This is a genomic window from Tenacibaculum profundicola, from assembly GCF_057220795.1.
On the sequence record NZ_CM170137.1, the window covers coordinates 608,389 to 630,120 of the forward strand.

General features: G+C 31.6%; 17 protein-coding genes. 10 read left to right on the top strand and 7 right to left on the bottom strand.

Annotated features, from left to right (window positions below):
• Positions 1 to 388: 388 nt before the first annotated feature.
• Complete coding sequence (gene ppsA, locus AC2TDS_RS02590) at positions 389 to 2,911, bottom strand: phosphoenolpyruvate synthase (RefSeq protein WP_484737572.1); 2,523 nt, start codon at positions 2,909 to 2,911, stop codon at positions 389 to 391.
• A 551-nt stretch (positions 2,912 to 3,462) separates the two neighbouring features.
• Between ppsA and AC2TDS_RS02595 the strand changes: the two genes are divergently transcribed.
• Both AC2TDS_RS02595 and AC2TDS_RS02600 read left to right on the top strand, forming a co-directional pair.
• Entirely contained in the window at positions 3,463 to 4,386 is a 924-nt protein-coding gene (locus AC2TDS_RS02595; protein WP_484737573.1) for an OmpA family protein, read from the top strand.
• A 21-nt stretch (positions 4,387 to 4,407) separates the two neighbouring features.
• Positions 4,408 to 4,899 (top strand): helix-hairpin-helix domain-containing protein, encoded by a 492-nt coding sequence (locus AC2TDS_RS02600; protein ID WP_484737574.1) that lies wholly within the window; start codon positions 4,408 to 4,410, stop codon positions 4,897 to 4,899.
• Between the two features lie 26 nt (positions 4,900 to 4,925).
• Here the strand turns inward: AC2TDS_RS02600 and AC2TDS_RS02605 are convergent, their stop codons facing one another.
• Entirely contained in the window at positions 4,926 to 5,150 is a 225-nt protein-coding gene (locus AC2TDS_RS02605; protein ID WP_484737575.1) for a DUF8828 family protein, read from the bottom strand.
• Positions 5,137 to 6,525 (bottom strand): MATE family efflux transporter, encoded by a 1,389-nt coding sequence (locus AC2TDS_RS02610; protein ID WP_484737576.1) that lies wholly within the window; start codon positions 6,523 to 6,525, stop codon positions 5,137 to 5,139. The genes AC2TDS_RS02605 and AC2TDS_RS02610 overlap by 14 nt, the downstream gene beginning before the upstream one ends.
• 118 nt (positions 6,526 to 6,643) lie before the next feature.
• Between AC2TDS_RS02610 and tpx the strand changes: the two genes are divergently transcribed.
• The 6 genes from tpx to ribB all read left to right on the top strand — a co-directional run bounded on the left by tpx (position 6,644) and on the right by ribB (position 13,337).
• A complete protein-coding gene (gene tpx, locus AC2TDS_RS02615; protein ID WP_484737577.1) occupies positions 6,644 to 7,141 on the top strand; it encodes a thiol peroxidase in 498 nt (165 codons plus the stop codon).
• 5 nt (positions 7,142 to 7,146) lie between these two features.
• Positions 7,147 to 7,527 (top strand): diacylglycerol kinase family protein, encoded by a 381-nt coding sequence (locus tag AC2TDS_RS02620; protein ID WP_484737578.1) that lies wholly within the window; start codon positions 7,147 to 7,149, stop codon positions 7,525 to 7,527.
• 27 nt (positions 7,528 to 7,554) lie between these two features.
• Positions 7,555 to 9,978: a DNA translocase FtsK gene (locus AC2TDS_RS02625; RefSeq protein ID WP_484737579.1), complete on the top strand. Its 2,424-nt coding sequence runs from the start codon at positions 7,555 to 7,557 to the stop codon at positions 9,976 to 9,978.
• Between the two features lie 31 nt (positions 9,979 to 10,009).
• Positions 10,010 to 10,663, top strand: coding sequence for an outer membrane lipoprotein periplasmic chaperone LolA1 (gene lolA1, locus AC2TDS_RS02630; protein WP_484737580.1), 654 nt, complete (start codon positions 10,010 to 10,012; stop codon positions 10,661 to 10,663).
• Positions 10,664 to 10,743: 80 nt separating this feature from the next.
• On the top strand, positions 10,744 to 12,198 hold the full coding sequence (locus tag AC2TDS_RS02635) for an LptF/LptG family permease (RefSeq protein WP_484737581.1): 1,455 nt from the start codon (positions 10,744 to 10,746) through the stop codon (positions 12,196 to 12,198).
• Positions 12,195 to 13,337 (top strand): 3,4-dihydroxy-2-butanone-4-phosphate synthase, encoded by a 1,143-nt coding sequence (ribB, locus tag AC2TDS_RS02640; protein ID WP_484737582.1) that lies wholly within the window; start codon positions 12,195 to 12,197, stop codon positions 13,335 to 13,337. The genes AC2TDS_RS02635 and ribB overlap by 4 nt, the downstream gene beginning before the upstream one ends.
• Positions 13,338 to 13,568: 231 nt before the next feature.
• On the opposite strand, the gene AC2TDS_RS02645 is transcribed toward ribB, so the two are convergent.
• Positions 13,569 to 16,082: a CHAT domain-containing protein gene (locus AC2TDS_RS02645; RefSeq protein WP_484737583.1), complete on the bottom strand. Its 2,514-nt coding sequence runs from the start codon at positions 16,080 to 16,082 to the stop codon at positions 13,569 to 13,571.
• Between the two features lie 198 nt (positions 16,083 to 16,280).
• A complete protein-coding gene (locus tag AC2TDS_RS02650; RefSeq protein WP_484737584.1) occupies positions 16,281 to 17,549 on the bottom strand; it encodes a S8 family peptidase in 1,269 nt (422 codons plus the stop codon).
• Positions 17,550 to 17,695: 146 nt separating this feature from the next.
• Here AC2TDS_RS02650 and AC2TDS_RS02655 point away from each other — a divergent pair, with 146 nt between their 5' ends.
• Both AC2TDS_RS02655 and AC2TDS_RS02660 read left to right on the top strand, forming a co-directional pair.
• Positions 17,696 to 18,250, top strand: coding sequence for an RNA polymerase sigma factor (locus AC2TDS_RS02655; RefSeq protein ID WP_484737585.1), 555 nt, complete (start codon positions 17,696 to 17,698; stop codon positions 18,248 to 18,250).
• Positions 18,247 to 19,044 carry a hypothetical protein gene (locus AC2TDS_RS02660; protein WP_484737586.1) on the top strand — a complete coding sequence of 266 codons (798 nt, stop codon included), beginning with the start codon at positions 18,247 to 18,249 and terminating at the stop codon, positions 19,042 to 19,044. The genes AC2TDS_RS02655 and AC2TDS_RS02660 overlap by 4 nt, the downstream gene beginning before the upstream one ends.
• Positions 19,045 to 19,565: 521 nt before the next feature.
• On the opposite strand, the gene AC2TDS_RS02665 is transcribed toward AC2TDS_RS02660, so the two are convergent.
• A complete protein-coding gene (locus AC2TDS_RS02665; RefSeq protein WP_484737587.1) occupies positions 19,566 to 20,459 on the bottom strand; it encodes an SMP-30/gluconolactonase/LRE family protein in 894 nt (297 codons plus the stop codon).
• A gap of 228 nt (positions 20,460 to 20,687) precedes the next feature.
• Complete coding sequence (locus tag AC2TDS_RS02670; protein ID WP_484737588.1) at positions 20,688 to 21,731, bottom strand: WD40 repeat domain-containing protein; 1,044 nt, start codon at positions 21,729 to 21,731, stop codon at positions 20,688 to 20,690.
• Position 21,732: the final 1 nt, after the last annotated feature.

The window sequence follows — 21,732 nt, forward strand, 5'->3', positions numbered from 1 at the left end:
ATCATTTTCTTTTACCCTCTTTTCAAATGATAAATGGTATACCCTAAATTCGATTAATCTGCTAAACAGGAATATTTACTCGAATAAGCCTTGAATTAAAGACTTAAATTACGTCTTTTGATATCTATTGAAATTTGAAATCACCTCCTATAATTAGCTTTACTCATTAAAAGGATTCTAAGAACCGTTGGTATTATACCTTTCAAAGGAATAGAGGAAAATCAACGTACTTGTAAATTTAACCATAACGATACTATGCTAAAATTTAGAAAATACTTGTCTTTATTACGCTTATCCCTCTCATTACGATGTTCTATTACATGATTCGGGTTAAATCAAATCTCGCTATTACTAAGCTTCTGTGGAAGTAAATTAAATCAAACTTGAGTTATTCATACTTCTTTTCAATTTTTACGATTGATTCTAATGTTTTTAAAACGGAATCTGTGGTTACCGATATTGAGTTTATCCCTTCCTTAACGAGGAATTCAGTAAACTCCGGATAATCAGAAGGAGCTTGCCCACAAATACCTACTTTAATATTCTTTTCTTTTGCTGTTTCAATTAGGCTAGCAATAGCTCTTTTAACAGGTTGTGATCGCTCATCATAGACATGGGCAACTAATTCTGAATCTCTATCTACTCCTAGTATTAACTGAGTTAAATCATTTGATCCGATTGAAAAACCGTCAATATGATTTGAAAACTCCCTAGCCATTAAAATATTAGAAGGTAACTCAGCCATCAGATATATTTTAAGATCAGATTCCCCTCTTTTTAAACCAAAAAGCGTCATCGTTTCATATACTTTTAATAGCTCCTCTACAGTTCTGCAAAAAGGAATCATAATAGTAACATTTGACAATCCTAATTTTTCTCTAACTTTTTTTATCGCTTTACACTCCAACCCAAAAGCCATTTTATAATACTCTGAATAGTACCTACTTGCTCCTCGCCAACCTATCATAGGATTTTCTTCATTGGGTTCGAAAAATTCACCTCCTAACAAATTCTTATATTCATTAGTTTTAAAATCCGAGAGCCTTACAATAACATTTTTAGGATAAAAAGCTGCCGCAATTTTACTAATTCCGTAGGAAAGCTTTTCTATGAAAAATTCTTCTTCGTCTTTATACCCTCGGATCAGAGTTTTTATTTTTTTTGACAAGCCTCTGTCACCTAATTTTTTATGCTTTAACAACGCCATTGGGTGTGCCTGAATGTAATTATTAATAATGAATTCTTGCCTTGCTAAACCAACTCCTGAGTTCGGAATTTGACAAAATTTAAATGCTAAATCTGGACTCCCAATATTAAGCATTAATTCAGTTTTTATCTTTGGTAATTTAGAGATATTTGTTTCCTTTATAGCATACTCAACCTTTCCTCTATAAACATTTCCAACACTACCCTGTGAGCATGACACTGTAACGTTCAACTTATTACTCAAAACCCTTGTTCCACTAATAGTTCCAACAATAGCTGGAATTCCAATCTCTCTTGCTACTATTGCAGCATGGCATGTTCTTCCTCCACGGTTTGTAATTATACCTCCTGCTATTTTCATCAGTGGTTCCCAATTGGGGTCTGTCATATCTGTAACTAAAATGTCTCCTTCTTTGAAAGGGTTCCTTTCAGATTCATTGTAGTAAGATTCCATACTTACTAACTTTCTTATTCTTCCATAACCTATTTTGTCACCTACGGCAATACCCGTTATAAGAATCTCATCTTTTTCACTAGCATTTATTGAATACGTGGTTAGACTTTCTTTTGTCTTATTGGAATGCACTGTTTCTGGCCTTGCTTGAACGATATACAACGTATTTGATAATCCATCCAACGCCCATTCAATATCCATTGGACACCATCTTTCGTAATAGTTTGAGTAATACTCTTCGATCAAACAAACCCATTCAGACAACTGAATTATAACTTCATTTGACAAACAAAATTCATTTTGCTTGGCTTTAGAAACTCTTTGCTCTTCTATTTTATTTACTTTACTATGACTACATATTACTTTTTTTTCTTTCTTTCCAATCTTTTTTTCTATGATTGCAGGATATCCTTTTTTTAATAATGGCTTATACACTAAAAATTCATCTGTAGAAATACTCCCTTGAACAATACTTTCTCCTAAACCAAAAGCGCCATTAATCAATACTAAATCTTTAAATCCACTCTCTGTATCAATGGAAAAGGCAACCCCTGAAGATCCTAAATCAGAACGAACCATTTTTTGAACACACACGGAGATTCCAATGTCCGTAAGGTTATCAGACAATGATTGTCGGTAGGATATTGCACTGTTATTAAAAAGAGAAGCAAAACAGTCTACAATCGATTTTAGAACCGAGTCAACACTCGTCACATTTAAATAGGATTCTTGTTGCCCAGCAAAAGAAGCTTCAGGTAAATCTTCACAGGTAGCCGAAGACCGAACAGCAACATCCACATTTTTACAATTATATAACTGTGATAACTCAACATAAGCGTCTTGAATTTCTTTTTTAATTGCCTTCGGCCAACTACCACTTTTTATTAATCTTCTAATGGCCGTTCCTTTGGTGTATAAAGTCCTGATATTTCCTTTTGGAATTTCACTTAATAAATCGTTTATTTTACTATTAAAATTATTATAACGAAGAAACTCCTTATAAGCTTCAACAGTAACCGCAAAACCATTTGGTATATTAACCCCCAGAGGTTTCAAGTGTTTGATCAATGTTCCTAGCGAAGCATTTTTACCTCCTACATGTGAGGTATCACTTAAACTAACACTCTCTAATTTAACTGTGTAAGGATTTAAAAAACCATTTATAGATGAAGTTATGTCCGCTTTTGGAGTGTATATTTTGGAGTAATCATTATCTAAATTATGTACCTCTGATAAGTTCTTTTTTTTCATGATATTCATTTTTAAAGTTACGAGAAACTTTATATTCGAACTATATAAATGTACTTATCAGATTAGATAACATCAGTTAAAAGTCAATGAATTGACTTAAACGATAGATTAAATGACATAATAAAACTACCAATGGTAAAATCGCAAAACCTGAAATCAATTTCACAAATTGATAAATTCGATATACTTTTTTATAACTTACGGATAGACATTTCCTAGCTTTTAAATCTCCAATAAAACACGAAAACAAAGATGAGTTTTAAGAATTTCAAAGATCTTCACAAATAAATGTTAATGTTAGTATTTATTCAAGTATATTTAGCTAATTATTGTTTGACAAAAACAAACCCTATTGAAGAATTTTAGTTTTTATTCAAAACCCTTCAACTATTACGCGTCTAAAAACCTAGATACCAATACAATAGAAATGCTATTTAAAAAATAAACATTCACTAATTATCAAATTAATTTAAAACTATTTAAATTCTATTTGGTTTTATAAAAGTTTTTTATAAATTTATGACATCAATTAACCTACCCCATTTTAAAGTATGAGAAACTTTTCAAAAGCTTTTCTCGTTTTTTTGTGTTGGGCAGCTTTGGCGCTCTTCATGCACAGTCGTAATATAAATTACGCCACGTCTTTGGCTAAAGAAGCTACTATACAACCGAAAGTCTCCGAAAAAAAGACGGACAGCATACAAAAAGAGAAAATTACCGTTTCAAAAAGCAGCCCTAGGTCTGGTACTACCGTAAAACCAGATCAAACCCCGAAACCATTGATTTTTAATCATAAACTCATAACTAATGAGAACCACACTCGTGTACTACTACCCAGAAAATTTAATTATTTTAAAGACTCTATTTTCAACTTCTTAAGTACCAATATTGAAAAAGAGATTATTATTACGGCTCTTTATTTACCCAACGAATTGTTAGCCAATAAAAACAATTATGGTTTAGCTAGAGCTAACCACTTAAAAAATCAACTACGTAAATACGGAATAAACCCCGATAGAATTCTCACAAAGGCTATTGCCAAAGAATACAAATACGATAAAGAAGGTTACTATGCTGATGGCATAGCCATAAGCTACAAAAATATACCAAAGGAGAAACAAATAACACTTGAAAAGGAAATAACACATAAACTCCTTTACGCCTATTTTGATAAAAATAATTTTAAGCCAGACAGAACTTTAATGGGGTATGCCATGGAGGTAAAAAGCTACTTGGAACAATATCCGTCAAAGAAATTAACAATTATTGGACATACAGATAATGTCGGAGAAAAAGAAACCAACTATTCCTTAGGTTTGGAAAGAGCAAAAAATGTTGCAAATTACTTTATAAAAACAGGTATTGATACAACCAAAATAAAGTTAATATCTAAAGGAGAAACAAGTCCAAATGTAAAAAACAATACAAGTGAAAACAGAGCAAAAAACCGACGTATAGAAGTAATAATCAACTAAACACAAATTCCCTTAAATATTATGATCCTATTATTAACCCCTAAAGTAATACACTTACTCGAATTATTCTTTTTGATGCTAAGCTCTTTTTTAATTGGTTATATATTTTCTTGGTTCTATTTTAAGAACAAGTATAAACTTCAACTAGCAGAGAATTCAGAAACTATATCCGAATTAAGAAGTGAGATGCAATCAACAATTCGCGCTAAGAAAACAGTTGAACGAGGTGGTATCGAAATAAAACAACCCAAAGCGTTAAATTTTGATAGTATTGGTGTTGCAAAGGAAGAAGATAAAAATGATCTAACGCGAATTAACGGCATCGGTAACTTTATTGAAAAAAAACTTAACAGTATTGGGATTTATAATTTTCAACAAATAAGTAAACTAACTAAAGAAGATGCTGAAACCGTTACTGATTTAATTCAATTCTTTCCTGGTAGAATTGTTCGTGACGACTGGAAAGGACAAGCAAAAAAATTATTAGATGTAGATAAAAACGAAGAAGTGTAGTTTAACACTTCTTTGTTTTCTATATACTATTCGTACTTTTTCATCTCTTCATCATAAAATAAACCAGCCAACTCAATCAGTTTTTCCAACTCATTAGCCAAATCATCTTCGTTTTCTTCTGATAAATCTTCAAACCATTCTATTTCATCATCTTTTAAATTGATTAAAAATCTAGGATAATCTGTATGCAACACAAAAATATCTTCTGGATGACTGCTATTATCAGCTAGTAAAAATTTAGGTAAGTTCATTATGTTTTGTTTTAATCAATTTTAAAGTTAAATAATTAAATCGTAAATATAATAGAATCGATGCCGTAGTTAAACCTGCCAACAAACCTAACCAAATTCCAAAACTACCATACCTGTATTCTTTCCCAAAGAAAAAACTAATAGGAAAACCTACCACCCAGTATGAAATGAAAGTAATAATCGTTGGTATTTTCACATCTTGTAAACCTCTCAACGCACCTAATACCATAACTTGTATACTATCACTTATTTGAAATATCGCAGCTGCAATCAGTAACTTTGACGCAATTTCCAACACCTTCATATTATCTTCATAATTAGTAGCATCATTTAAATCAATGTATAGATGTGGCAAATAATCATGCAACACAAAAAACAATAAACAAAATATTACTGCCAAAATAGTGCCCATAAAAAATATCGAAAAAGCAATTCTTCTAAGTTCTTTATAATTCTGTAATCCTTTTTGATTCCCAACCCTAATCATGGATGTTACTCCTAACCCCATAGCCACCATAAACGTCATTGATGAAAGATTTAACGCTATTTGATTTGCTGCTTGAGGGTTTTTACCTAATAACCCACTCAACCAAATCGCAGAGGTAAAAATAGCTACTTCAAACAACATTTGCATAGCACTTGGAGCACCTAAATTAATAATCTTTCGTAACATTAACGTATCCAACAAAAAGATTTTTATGTTGGTAACCAATTTTTTAGAACGTTCTTTTTTAGATAAGATCCACCATAAGAACCATACCATAATGAATCTAGAAATTAGCGTCCCATATGCCGCTCCTACAATACCCATTTCTGGAAATCCAAACTTCCCGAAAATCAATAAATAGTTTAAAATCACATTGGTAATATTCGCTAATAAGGTAGCATACATAGGATACTTCGTCATTGATAACCCATCACTAAACTGTTTAAAAGCCTGAAAAACAATCATAGGAATCAGTGAAAAAGCCACTAAATCTAAATAAGGTATGGCCAGCTCAACAACTTCTTCAGGCTGGTCAATTAAATACAACAATGGCTTAGAAAAATAAACACCCAAAAACATGAATATTCCTATACTAAAACAAAGAAACAAACCATGTTTAAAAGTTGATTTTGCCTGAGCAAAATTCTTTGCTGCATCTGCTTCTGCAATTAACGGGGTAATGGCCGTAGAAAACCCAATCCCTATTGACATTGCTATAAACATAAAACTATTTCCTAAGGATACCGCTGCCAATTCTGCTGTACCTAACTGCCCTACCATTATATTATCTACAAAGCTCACAAAAGTGTGCCCCAACATTCCTAACATTACAGGTGCCGCAAGTTTCCAATTATAGCTGAACTCTGATGTATACTGTTGTATATTCAATTTGTTTTTTTACGTTTTTTCGAGTGCAAAGATACTTATTTTTCAAGCCTATTATCTCCATATTACGCTCATTTTTTAAATTATTTACCTACCTTTGAGGTCCAAATTAAATAAAAAAATGGCAAACGTAACATTGCAAGGAAATCCTATAGAAACAATAGGAAATCTTCCTGAAGTAAATAAAGAGGCTCCTAATTTCAATTTAGTAGCCGGAGACTTGACTGAAAAAAAATTAAGTGACTTCGCAGGCAGCAAGTTAATACTGAATATTTTTCCAAGTGTAGATACTGGTACTTGTGCTACTTCTGTTCGAGAATTTAACAAAAAAGTGGCTGGTTTAGAAAACACCAAAGTTTTGTGTATTTCAAGAGATTTACCGTTTGCTCAAAGTCGTTTTTGCGGTGCTGAAGGTATTGAAAACGTAGTTATGTTATCTGATTTCCCTTCAGGCGATTTTGGGAAAAAATATGGTTTAGAAATCACTACTGGTCCATTAAAGGGACTACATTCTCGTTCTATCGTAATTATTAATGAAGAAGGTAACGTAAGTTATACAGAGCAAGTTAGTGAAATTGTTGATGAACCAAATTATGAAGAAGCTTTAAAAGCGCTTTAAATTATATGAAAAACCCTAATGACGGATTTGTAAAAGGACGATTACGAAGTATTAAATTTGCCTTGAAAGGAATGTGGCTTTTGTTATCCACAGAAGACAGTATTAAGACGCAATCTTTTATTGCTATCCTCGTTACATTTATGGGATTTTACTTTTCGATATCAACGACAGAATGGATGATTCAATTATTAATAATAGGTCTTGTTTTAGTTGCTGAGGCATTGAATACCGCTATTGAAAAAGTAGCGGATTTTATACATCCTGATTATCATGAAAGAATAGGTTTTATTAAAGATATCGCAGCAGGAGCTCCTGCTTTTGCTGCCATTATTTCACTAATTATAGCAGGTCTTATTTACGTTCCTAAAATTATAGTTATATTTTAGCGTTTAAAGTATTGTTAATTTATCTATATGGCAAAAAAGAAAACAACTATTAAAAATGCTAAGAGTAAGATTTCATTCTTTTCGAAAGTAAAAACATTTACAGGAAACAGGCAAAATCAAGCAATATTTGGTGCGTTTTTAATCTTATTTTCAATATTTCTAACCGTTTCTTTTATCTCGTTCTTCTATTCATGGCAAGAAGATCAAAGCTCTTTAGAACAATTCGGTAACAGAAACTTACCTACCCAAAATTTACTCGGAAAAGTGGGTGCTAGCCTAAGTAACTTTTTAGTATTTCAAGGATTTGGTTTAGGTGCCTTTATATTAAGTATTGTGCTGTTCTTTACAGGTGCTAGAATTGTACTTCAAACCAATTTGAAAAGAATTATTACCTCATGGAACTGGGGAATATTAGGCATGCTTTGGATGTCTATTTGCCTCGGTTTCGTAGAAAGTAATTATGCGATTTTATCGGGTATTATAGGTTTTGAACTTAATGAATACCTTCAAACCTTTATTGGAAAAACAGGACTTATAATTTTACTTCTTTTCTTCCTGATTTCTTATTTAATTATTCGATTTAGTATTGACCCCAATACTATTGTTGAAAATATGGAAAATAAGAAGAAAAAGCAGCAACTATCTTCTGATAAATCAACCAATACATCTCCCATCCTACCAAGTAATAAAGAAGATGAAAGTGTTCATAAATCTGACTTTGAATTGTCTGTTGAAGACTTACAACCAACAATTACAAACCACTCTAACGTTCAACAAGCAAGTACCAGTAAGGATAAAAATGTTGAATTAGAAATAAGTAATACTTCAGAACCTACGTTAAAAATTTCTGAAGACTCTATTAAAGAGGTAGAAGTAGCTATAGAGAAAATTGCTGAGGAAAAAAGCGTATCTGAAAATTTGTCAGATAAACTGTTAAAAGATTTTGGGGAATTTGATCCTAAATTAGAATTAGGAAATTTTAAATTTCCAACCTTCAACTTATTAAAAGAATACAACGAAAGTATTTCTATTGATCCAAGTGAATTAGAAGCTAATAAAATTCAAATTGTAGAAACTCTTAAAAATTATAAAATTGGTATTGATCAAATAAAAGCCACGGTAGGACCAACGATAACGTTGTATGAAATAGTTCCAGAAGCGGGTGTTAGAATTTCTAAAATTAAAAACTTAGAAGACGACATCGCTCTATCCCTCTCTGCGCTTGGCATTCGTATTGTTGCTCCCATACCAGGAAAAGGCACTATCGGAATTGAGGTACCAAATAAAAAGTCGACCATAGTATCCATGCACTCAGTGATTTCGTCAAAGAAGTTTCAAGAGTCTCCTATGGAGCTTCCTATTGCTTTAGGAAAAACAATTTCAAATGAAACCTTTGTTGTTGATTTGGCTAAAATGCCACATTTATTAATGGCAGGGGCTACAGGGCAAGGTAAATCGGTTGGATTGAATGCTATTTTAACTTCTTTGCTCTATAAAAAGCACCCTGCAGAAGTAAAGTTTGTTCTAGTAGATCCTAAAAAGGTAGAACTTACACTTTTCAACAAAATAGAACGCCATTATTTAGCAAAACTTCCAGAAGAGGAAGAAGCCATTATAACAGATACTGCTAAAGTAGTAAACACCTTGAATTCATTGTGTATTGAAATGGATGCTAGATATGACTTGCTTAAAAATGCTCTAGTTCGGAATATTAAGGAATACAATACAAAATTTAAAGCACGAAAATTAAATCCTGAGCATGGGCATCAATTTCTACCGTATATTGTTTTGGTAATTGACGAGTTTGCTGATTTAATTATGACAGCAGGGAAAGAAGTAGAAACTCCTATTGCCAGGCTAGCTCAATTGGCTAGAGCCATTGGTATTCATTTAATCGTAGCAACTCAGCGACCTTCTGTAAATGTAATTACGGGTATTATAAAAGCCAACTTCCCTTCTCGAATAGCCTTTAGGGTAACCTCTAAAATTGACAGTAGAACTATTTTAGACGCTCCTGGTGCCGATCAGTTAATAGGGCGTGGTGATATGCTTTATTCTGGTGTGAACGATATTATCCGAATTCAATGTGCTTTTGTGGACACTCCTGAAGTTGAAAAAATCACTGATTTTATTGGATCTCAACGGGCATATCCTGAAGCACATATACTTCCAGAATATGTTGGTGAAGAAGGTGGCACAAATGTTGATATAGATATTTCAGATCGCGATAAGCTATTTAAAGAAGCAGCGGAAATTATTGTAACAGCACAGCAAGGATCAGCATCACTATTGCAGCGTAAATTAAAATTAGGTTATAATAGAGCTGGTCGATTAATTGATCAATTAGAAGCAGCAGGTATAGTAGGCCCTTTTGAAGGTAGTAAAGCGAGACAAGTTTTAATTCCTGATTTAACTTCTTTAGATCAGTTAATAGAAAATGAAAAGAATTAACTAAATCCGAAAAACGGAAATTATTTATTAAATGAAAAAATTAAATATATTTTTTATAGCATTATTTATAAGTTTTAACTGTATTTCTCAAAATTCATCTCAACAGGCAAAACAATTGTTAGATGAAGTTTCAACGAAGATGGGTAGTTATAAAAACATGATTATTGGCTTTAACTCTACTTTAATCAATAAAGAAGCCGGTATTACCGATGATGTTCCTATTCGAGGAAATATTACTATCTCTGGAGAGAAATACCATTTAGAGTACTTGGGAAATAGCTTTCTTTTTGATGGTAAAAAACTAGCTGTAATCAATCATGATGAAAAGGAAGTTAACCTTACAAATGGTGATTTGGAAGAAGAAGATGGTTTTATCTACCCTTCCAAATTACTTACCTTCTATAAAGAAGGCTATAACTACTCCTTAGGAAAGCTAAAAAATGTAAAAGGACGAAAAGTTCAATATGTTAATCTCATTCCAATTGATAGTAATTCTGATATCGTAAAAGTGCTACTTTGTATCGATGCTAGAACGAAACATATTTATCAATTAACACAAATTGGTTCAAATGGTGCGGAAACGACCTTTACAATTACTAAATTTAAGAGCAATCAACCAATTGCTGAAAAGTTTTTCTATTTTAACAAGGATAAATACACCAGTGAAGGATATTTAATTGATTAATTATTAAAACTTCGGTATTGTTTTTAATCATTAACAAAACTTTTAATCTTATATAAATCTAACCAACTACCTTTGCATTTGTGAAAACACTCGACAGGTATATATTAAAAAGTTTCCTAGTTCCTTTTTTAACTACGTTCCTAGTTATATTATTTGTATTAGTAATGCAAATGCTATGGTTGGCTTTCGATAGTTTTGCTGGTAAGGGAATAGGAATTGTAATTATTTTTAAATTCTTGTGGTACTCTACATTAATTGCTGCACCGCAGGCATTACCCATAGGTGTTTTATTATCTTCTATCATGACCCTAGGGAGTTTGTCTGAGAATTATGAATTTGCAGCGGCAAAATCAGCTGGAGTTTCTCTTCAAAGAATCGTTCGCCCTTTAGTGCTATTAACGTTGTTGCTAAGTATTGTAAATTTCTTTTTTTCAAATAATGTATACCCGTATGCTATTTTAAAACAATTAAACCTAAAAGCAAATATTAAAAAAAAGCAACCAGCACTGGCATTGGTTCCTGGGGGATTTAATTGTGAAATTCCAAATTACCAAATTAAGTTTGAGGAAAAATACGGAGAAAAGAAAAATCTTTTGAAAAAGATTTTAATCTATGATTTATCTGCTAGAAGGGGAAACAACAAAATTATAACTGCAAATAAAGGGGAAATTGTTTCGGAACAAGGAAGTCGTTATATGACCTTGGTTCTGAGAGATGGTTATTATTTTGAGCATCATAAAAAAATGGGAGCATCCTACAAAGATCGATTTAGAATGCCTGCTTCTTATGCGAATTTTGAAGAATATACCATAAACATTGATATTTCTTCTCTTGATGGTACAGACTTAGATGAATTAAAGTATACTAAAAATTTTAATATGCTTAGTTTAGGTCAGCTAAAAGATACTATACCTGTTCTTAAGAAAAACTATGATGATTATATTAGCAGTAGAGCTAAGAACTTATTTTTGACCATTGATGTGAAAAATCTGCATAAGTACCCTGACTCACTGCTCAATAAAGAATTATCTAACGATATTTTAAGTAATTTCAATTTAAATGAAAAAACGCGTATTCTAAACACGGCAGTATCAAAAATAGAAAGAACATTAAACAACAATAAATCGTACAAAGAAAATTTAAAAAACAGAAGGAAATGGCTAAATCATCACGATATTGAATATTACAATAGAGTCGCTTTTTCACTTTCTTGTTTGGTATTATTTTTTATTGGTGCGCCTTTAGGTTCCATTATAAGGAAAGGAGGCATGGGACTTCCTATGATACTCGCCATATCGGTGTATGTATTGTACTATTTCACGAATACCTTTGGAAGAAACATGGCTGAAGAAAGTAGTGTTACTGCACTGGCTGGTTCTTGGTTAGCTGTGGTTTTAATGTTACCTTTGGCCATAACACTAACGGTTAGAGCGGCAAAAGACAAAGGTTTATTTAGTATAAGTACGTCAATAACGCAAGTGGCTACTTTTTTCAAAAAAATACTCCCCGAAAAAAGGGAAAACAACATAAAATGACAACACAAACAGCTCAAAAAATTCAATTGAATTCAATTGAAGAAGCCATAGAAGACATTAAAAATGGCAAAGTTATTATAGTAGTAGATGATGAAGATCGTGAAAATGAAGGTGATTTTGTCGCTGCTGCTGAAAAAATTTCTCCAGAAATGATTAATTTCATGGCTATGCACGGACGAGGATTAATTTGTACTCCTCTTACAGAAAACAGATGTAAAGAACTGGAACTAGGAATGATGGTTAGCAATAATACAGACCCTATGGAAACGGCCTTTACCGTATCTGTAGATTTAAAAGGGAATGGTGTAACCACCGGTATTTCTGCTGCTGATAGAGCCAAAACAATTGAGGCTCTTATTAACCCTGACACTAAATCTTTTGAACTGGCTAGACCTGGGCATATTTTTCCGTTAAAAGCAAAAAACGGAGGGGTACTAAGAAGAACAGGCCATACAGAAGCAGCTATCGACTTTGCTCGTTTAGCGGGATTAAAACCTGCTGGAGTTATTGTTGAAATAATGAATGAAGATGGTACTATGGCTCGACTACCTCAACTATTAGAGGTAGCTAAAAAATTTCAGCTAAAAATAGTTTCAATTGAAGATTTGGTTGCCTATAGAATGGAACATGATTCATTAATTGAAAAAAAGGAAGATTTCAATATTCAAACACGTTTTGGTGATTTTCGTCTGCGCGCATACCAACAAACAACCAATAATCAAATTCATATTGCATTGACAAAAGGAAGTTGGAATCAAGATGAACCCATATTAACAAGAGTTAACTCTACCTTAGTTAATAACGACATTTTAGGAACTTTGACCAATAATGCCGATAAAAAACTTGATAAAATGTTTAAGGTTATTAATGAAGAAGGCAAAGGCGCTATTTTATTTATAAATCAGCAATCACAATCGTTAAACCTTTTGAACAGACTTCGTACGTTAAAGGAAAATCAAGCGAAAGGAGAAATGAAAGCTCCTAGTATCGTGATGGATAATAAAGACTTTGGAATCGGAGCCCAAATTTTACATGATTTACATATACATAAATTACGCTTAGTCTCTAACACCCAGCAAACTAAACGTGTTGGTATGATAGGCTATGGTTTAGAAATTGTTGACTACGTTAATTATTAATATCATATAACTAGAAAAGAATACGGTATGTTGTGAACTATTATAGCATACCGTATTCTTTTATTTATACCATTTGCCATTTGAATTTACCGTAATAAAACGTCCTTTTTCCCTTTCTATTTCAATATAATAAGAAATCATAGCTACTGCTATTTTTCCATCTTATACAAAGAAAAAAATACTCATTTTCTTTTACAGTAAATTCAAACAATAACTGGTATTAGAGATCAATCAACCTATTTTATTTCTTCTTATAAAAAACAGTACTCCTGCTAAAGCTGAAAAGCACAATAACAGCCATTTATAACTAACCGTACTTGTCATTTTGACGCTATCAGAATTCCCCGTTAAAATTAGGGAAGCCCAATAATACGGTGATATTTCACTTAATTGATGCGTACTCAAATATTTTTTCTTAGCAAGATGTAGTGCTTTCAACTTTGTTTTCCCCTTTCTTAACTCCTGATAAAATGTATTTAAAATTTCATTAGTGGCTTTTTCATTCGCCTTCCATTGCGTAGCAATTACACTTTTTGCCCCACCGCTAAAAAAAGCTCTTGACAAACTCATGATTCCCTCACCTATTTCCTGTTTTCCCGTAGCACCATTACAGGCATCTAAAACCACAAGTTCAGCATTATTTGAGACTCCTGTTAATTGTGATAAGTATAATTTTTTCTTGTGAAAAGCAATCCAAGGTTCACCGATATTTCCATCAGTTCCCGCATGCGTATTAAGGTGTATTATTTTATACTTGTTTATTTTCTTTAAAAAGGTTTCCCTTTTGGCTCTCTCTTCCATATATACATCACTTGGATACACGGCCGCAATTTGCTCAATAGCACTTTTACTTCTCTGTAATGATAAAAGAGAATCAATTTGAAAATGCACGGGTGCGAGTGCTAAAATTTTACTTTGTTTTTCCTCATTAGTTTCATTCAATTTTTGGAAAACTGACGCAGACAATAAATACTTTATTTCTGTATTCTGTACAACAAATTCTCCAGTGAGATCATTGGTTATTAACGCTTCAAAATTTATATACTGAAGCTTATAATCTGGAATAATTACTAGTTCTTTATCTTTAATTTTTTCAATTGATTTTTTAAAAGGGAATAGTTTTTTAAATACTTTATGGGCAAGAATATTATACGCTTCTTTTTCTTGTTTAAAAACAAAATACTTTGCCATATTATTTCTAACAGAATCTATTTCTTTTAATAACTCAGGTACGTTCTCTAATTTAAAAAATATACGTTCTTTACTGTTGCAAAAAATCCCAAAACCTTCTTTTTCATTTAAAATGTATTCTATAAAACTCCTTTTCTCCCCTACATGGTTTTTGATACTTTCATCCAAACTAATTATATGGGGGTTAATTTTACGTTTTTCTTCCTTTTTGTGCAATCCTTCCAAAAGTAACAGAGCTTTATTCTTTTCCATAAAATAGAAGGCCTGAGACGCGTTATTTTTATAATACGATAACCTGACACCTAACATATAAAATCCGGCTGCTTTTCGTATCCAAAACAGCTTAGAGGTATCTACCAAACTCTCTAATCGCACAAACGAAATCAATTTATCAACCAGTATACTTGTCTCTATCGTTTTATCTAAAAGTTGCTTTTGTTTTGTTATTTCATAATATTCAACACTACTTTCTACTATTTCCAATAAATAATCTAAAATATCTAGTTTATAGGTGGAGCTTTTAATTTCTTCAAAGGTTGGTAATTTCTTACGAAGTGATTTTTGTAAAAGGATTTCTATCGCTTTTTCTTTATAATCAATCTTTTTTAAATAATGCAAACCATCTCCTTTATTACTATAAATAGCTGCTTTAACTTTTGGTGAATTTGTTGTTTTTAGACCTTCTGCAAAGTATTGATTAGCCTTCTTTTGTAGATTTAGCTTACTATATATTCTTCCAATATTACAGTATACTAGTCCAATTTTTACAGAATCTTTGCTTTTGATGTAAACATTTAAGGCTTCTTTGTATTGACTAATTACTTTTTCGTTTAAGTCGAGGCTTTCATAAATATTCGCCAAATTATTATTTACAGATGGATTTTTATAGAGGTTTGTATTTTCTGTTAACATCAAATTTATACACTCTTTGTGATATTCTATTTCTTTTAAATACCTACTCGTTTCATCGATCTCACTATACACCCAAATTGCAGCTTCATGAGCCTTCAACAACGTTTTAACATCGCTGTATTCAATATTAAATGAGCTCACCACTTCTTTTAAATGTTCTAATGCTTTAAAATAATCACCTCCTCTACCCAAAATATAACTCAAATCAATATACGCCTTGTAGGTGAATTTATTTTTCACAGGTCTATTTAATATTTCATCAATTAAAGCTCTCTTTTTCTTTTCGTGACCCAAACACTGATAGTAGTAATAAAGGTTATATGAGCTATTGTTTAGTTTGTAATAGTTTATAGAGTTGGTAGCCTTTCTTATTTGTATTGATTTTTCAGTTAACTCGATAGCTTTCTTAAATGCCCTGTTCTTAGAATGCAGGATTCCTAGTTTATGATATACATAAGAAATATCATCTTTGGCCAATAAAGGTTTCTGTTTGGCAAACTCATTTAAAAGCTGAATTTTGGCATCTGTATTTTCATCCAACGTATACAAAGAGTCTATTTTTCTAGTTTGTGAGCTACCTTCTTGACTAAACGATAGTCTACACAATAAAAAAATGGGTACTAGTAAAAAAAGATTTCTCATTTATTTATACGTTTAAACCGAATTATGTATTAGATATAATAATCTGTATCAACCTAAAAAAGCTTCAATATAAAATGCTTCGTCGCATTATTTATGGTGCTATCATAGGCTTACTAAAACCAATAAAGCATCTGTTTTTCTTGTTATTTCAAACCTCATTTGGAAGTTCTAATACATAATTCTGATTTAATTAAATTTTTAGTTTAACAGTTTATTATACTTTACCGGTTTTGTATATGATTGGCTTAGTCCTATTACATTTAACTCATTTACTATTTGATTTGGCGTAAACAACATCCCTGAATCATACAATATTTTAGCAGAAATAGCTGTTACCAATGGCGCTGCATAAGATGTTCCTGAAATGTGGACTGTATTCCCTAAAATATCTTGAAACCAAACATTTTCTCCGGGAGCATAGAAATCCACATTATACAATCCATAATTTGAAAAATAAGCAATATTTGTATTTTCTACATTTGACGCCGCTATCGCTAAAATATTAGTTTGTGGGTAAGATGATGGGTAATGACTTACAACATCATTATTAAGGGCGTGATTTCCTGCAGAAGTAACAATTAGTACTTTGTTTATATACTGATCAACTAAATCATTAAAAATTGTATTGACATATACATTATCATCATACCACCCCAAACTCATTTGTACAATATCTACCCTTGGCAATGCATATTTAAGGCCGCATAAAATATTAAAATAACTAGCTATTCCATTTTCATCACAAACTTTAACCGGTAATAATTGATGTGGTACGCCTTGTTCTTTTAATCTATTATTAACAATATAACTAACTTTTGTTCCATGAATTAAGTAGTAATCATCATAAGTATTTGCATCATGGTTTACAAAATCCCATCCAGACAATTCTCCAGCGATAGCAGTTCCAGAAGAATTATATAAAAAAGGTGTTGTGAACAATGGGTAGTTCGCATCAATCCCTGTGTCGAGCACTGCAATGGTTACCCCTTCGTTACCCGTTACTATTTGACTAGTATAGTTGGTCGTTTCAGAATCTAATAGGCTACCGTCATTCTCATTTTCTAACTTAAATACGAATTCGTTGTCTACGTTTGAGATATCACCTTCTGGGCCACCACTTCCTGATTCTATGGATAACTTTTTATCTTCTACATTAGCCCCTTGTTCAAACTCCCATTTTTCAATTAATCCGTCAGTACACAGATCACATAACTTATATTTTACCACGCCGTATTGTTCTCGTAATATTTGTCGTTTCCTTACATCGACTTTTTTATTAAATTTAATGATCAACTCGTTTTTAGAGAATTTTGGTTTATTTAAAAGATATTTTTGTTTTTTTATTCTTCTATGTAAGCTATTTTCGGGTATTGTATCATTTGCAGAAACCTCTAGATCGTTTAGTGAACACCCCGCAAAAACTAAATTTATAAGTAGAAACAGTAATAATTTAAAAAAATTCATCATATTGTATTTTGTATTAGTTAGTAGGTTAATTAGCAATATTTATCATTGTTTAACGTATATTACTTTATCTAAAGGTTTAAAATTAGTAAAATTATTACCCATCTATTTTATTAATTTAATTTATTTTTGAATTATATTTTTAATTTATGACAGAAAGTGATAAATATTTAAATGCTTTACTTCGGGGAGATGAAAGGGTTACTTCAGAAATATATACTAGGTTTTACGGTAAAGTCAGTAAATTTATTTTAACTAATAAAGGCAAAAAAGAAGATGTTGAAGATGTATTTCACGATGCGCTCATCTGTCTCATTATAGCTCATAAAAGGCAGGCTTTAAAAATCGACTCTTTTGAAGGCTATTTTTTCACTATTTGCAAAAATATTTGGAAAACTTCGTTAAAAAACAAAAATAAAGAGGTAACAAACGAACGTGTTTTGACTCTTGTAGATAAAGAGACCGATTTAAGTTTATTTATTGTTCAACAAGAAAGAAGAGATTTATATCAAAATGCCTTTCGTAAGCTCTCCTTGAATTGTAAAGAAATTTTAAGTAATTACTTTAATGGTATGAGTTACCAAGAGTTAAAAGATGAATTTTCTTATGGTACGATAAATACAATTAGACAGCGTGTTTTTAAATGCAAGTCTAAATTAATAGTACTAATAAAAAAAGACCGTCTTTACAAAAAGTTACAATGATGGAAGAAAAAAGACAAGAGGAAATTGAACGCTACATTCACAATGAGATGAGTGAATATGAGCGTGCGCTATTTGAACAACGAATGGACATTGACGCACAGCTTAAAGAAGATGTTTTGCTTGAGTTATCAATTCATGATGTTTTTGAAAATAAAAATATCAATTATACGCAAAACATTTATAATCCAGAATTGATTAATGAAATTAAGCAACAATTAAGAACTGATGAGCTAAAGAACACTTCTACGTTTATACGAAAAAGTACTTTATCTTATAAAAATAGGCGTAAAACCACCTTTAAATTATTTACGAAATACGTGGCAAGTATTGCCATGGTTGGTTTAGTTGTTTTTTTGTTCAAGTATAATTTTAATTCTTCTTCCAGTGAATCTTACTATAAAACCTATGCCGATTGGGATAGTTTACCTTCATTAATTGAAAAAGGTAATGATAATAACACGTTGATTACACGACTGGAATTGTTATACAATTCAGAAAAATACAATAGTATTATCGAACTTGTCAATGATACTACTAATGACCCCTATCAATTAATTTACAAAGGTGTTTCGTATGTAAAATTGGATAACTATGTGGATGCTGTTAACGTTTTTGATGAATTAATTAATACTAACACCTTAGAAAGCTCAAGAGGATATTGGTATAAACTATTGGTGTATTTGCATCAAAATAACATGGATGCTACTAAAGGTATATTGGAAACCATCATCAGCGATAAAGATAATTATAATCACAAAAAAGCGTTGGAGTTATATCATAAATTAAATCGTTAATATTTAGTTCACTAAAAACAAACACAGTAAACATACCTATTCTAAATCTTAGTATTGGTATGGGTGTGGTTAAAACGCCAACCCTACTGTTTTTGGCTAAAGTTAGTTCCTGATTTTTTTACTAATGCTTTGGTTTTATCGCTATTTACCATAAACCTGAATTATGATTGGGATATGTAACAATGATATAGCGTTAGCCTATCGACACGTCATATACTTAGTTATTAGCAAATCGTTTTTATTCTATAATTATACACATTTACCATTTGAGTTTACCGTAATAAAACGCTCATTTTCTTTTACAGTAAATTCAAACAATAACGGGTATTATACGATTTATAGATAAATATTTCGTGTATAGGTATTGAATTATTTTAAGTTAGTTTAAGGCATAAAACTTTAGCATAGCCAAGCTATGGTTAAGTTTTATAACGCAAAAATAGCTACAAAAGAAATAATAGATATGCGAAATATTTATTTGTAAATCGTATTACTTCAGTATAAGACAAGTATATCGTTATTTACTTTAATTTATAAAACAGTAAACGACTTTGTTTATTCATTGGTAATAAGAGAAGGTCTTTCTCTTTTATATATGCAATATCTCCTACACTTTGTCCCGCTTGAAGTACTTGTTGGGTATTCCCATTATGATCGATTAAATGAATGTTTCCGCTATTCCAATCCGAGATAATCATGTGGTTTTTATCATAAGGCCTAATCCCATCTAAATTACCAATGATGGAAGATATAGAATGAATAGATTTTGTCTCCATATCTATTCTGGATACACGACCACCATTTGGCTTACTTCCCCAAGATGCAACATACATAATTTTGTCTTGTATCAACAACCCATTTGGGTTGTCTAATGCTGAATCTGCTAGCCATAAGTTAAAGCCACCTTCTTTGTCGAGTTTATATATCTCAGAAGTACTTGTGTCTGAAACAAAAACGTTTCCTTCATTATCAATAGCTACATCGTTTAAAAACTGAATACCGTCAATGGTGTGTTTTTTAATTATTTTCCCTGTGCTCAAATCAGCCTCTACAAGTTCTGTGACATCAGAAACGTAAAGTCTATCTTTTGTAATTGCAATTCCCTTTGGATCATTAAGCCCATCAATATACTTTAAATTAATAAGTTTCCCATCTGTGTTTATTGTAGCAATAGATCCATCACCATATTCGCGATTACCAATTAACGATGCATAAATAATATTATTACCATAATCATAAACTACAGATTCACAATGTATTAACCCTAAGGTTTCAGTAATAAAAGTAGCTATTGGTATTTTAGAGGGGGCGGTTGTAGAAACACCTTCGGTTAATACTACTTTAGTTGATTTGATTTTCTTGCAACCTATTATAATAAATAATATTGCAAATAAAGTGTAGATGATGTGTTTCATATCTTTTATTTCAGAATATTAATGCTTGGTTATATTATACTGTGGGTAAAGTAGAGCCTGATAGCCATCTCTATATTTTTGTATTACTTGTTTTACCAAATATACAAAAACAAAATAGCTATAAGCCCCTCTACTATCAACGGATCAGTCAACAAGACATATAGCGTTAGCCTATCGGCACGCCATATGCTTAGTTATTTGTAACTTGTTTTTAATTTTCTTGGAAAACTAATTGAGCCTCCAAATTTTAACTGTTTTATCTTTACTGGGTGTTGCTAGTAGTTTTCCATCAGAGCTAACATCCATTCCTAGACCAATATCATCTGTGTGTTCAGAAATTGTTTGTAGAATTTTTTCATTTCGTACATCCCACAAAGTAGCAACAATTGGCTTTACCACACCTTTAAACTTAAAGTGGTACTCTAATAATTCTCCTATCATTGTTTTATCAGTTCCTCCTGCTAGTAATCTATTATTATCTATAAATACAACGGAATGAATTGCTTCATTATCTCCTTTTAAGGTGTGTAATAAATTCCAATTTGAAGTATCCCAAATTTTCACTGTTTTATCGTCACCAGCGCTTGCTAATAATTTTCCGTTTGGGCTAAAAGACATTGATAAAGGAACCATAGAATGTCCTATAATGGTGTTCAGTAACTTCCCCGTTTTTACTTCATAAACTCTAATCACATTATCACTTCCAGATGATAATAATAACTCTCCAGAAGGATTGAAAACGACTTCCCAAATATTTTTTTCTGAATTTTTAAAGTTATAAACTAAATCACCAGTTTTAACATTCCAAACCAACACATTATCATCATTTCCTCCAGCAGCAATTAATTTTCCGTTCGGGCTAAAATCTACAGACCAAATAGTTCCTTCATTCCCTTCAAAAACCTGTTGTAAATTTCCAGTGTCAACATCCCAAGTTCTAACTTTACCATCATAAGCTCCAGTTGCAATTTGTTTTCCATTTGGGCTAAAATCAACTGCTGGCGTGCCAATTTCATGTGGTAGATTACACAAAACATCTCCTGTTATTCTTGACCAAATCATTACGTTTTTCTCAATCCCACCACTTACCATCAATGAATCATTTGGACTAAATTTAACTTCCCAAACATCATTAGAATGATGTGTAAAGGTTTTTTTTAGCTGTATTTGATTCCCATTTACCAATGTAGGTTGAACAAACAATTGAGAGGTTATTAAAAATACTAAACCGATGACAATTATAAGTGTAACCAATACCGTTATTTTCCTCATG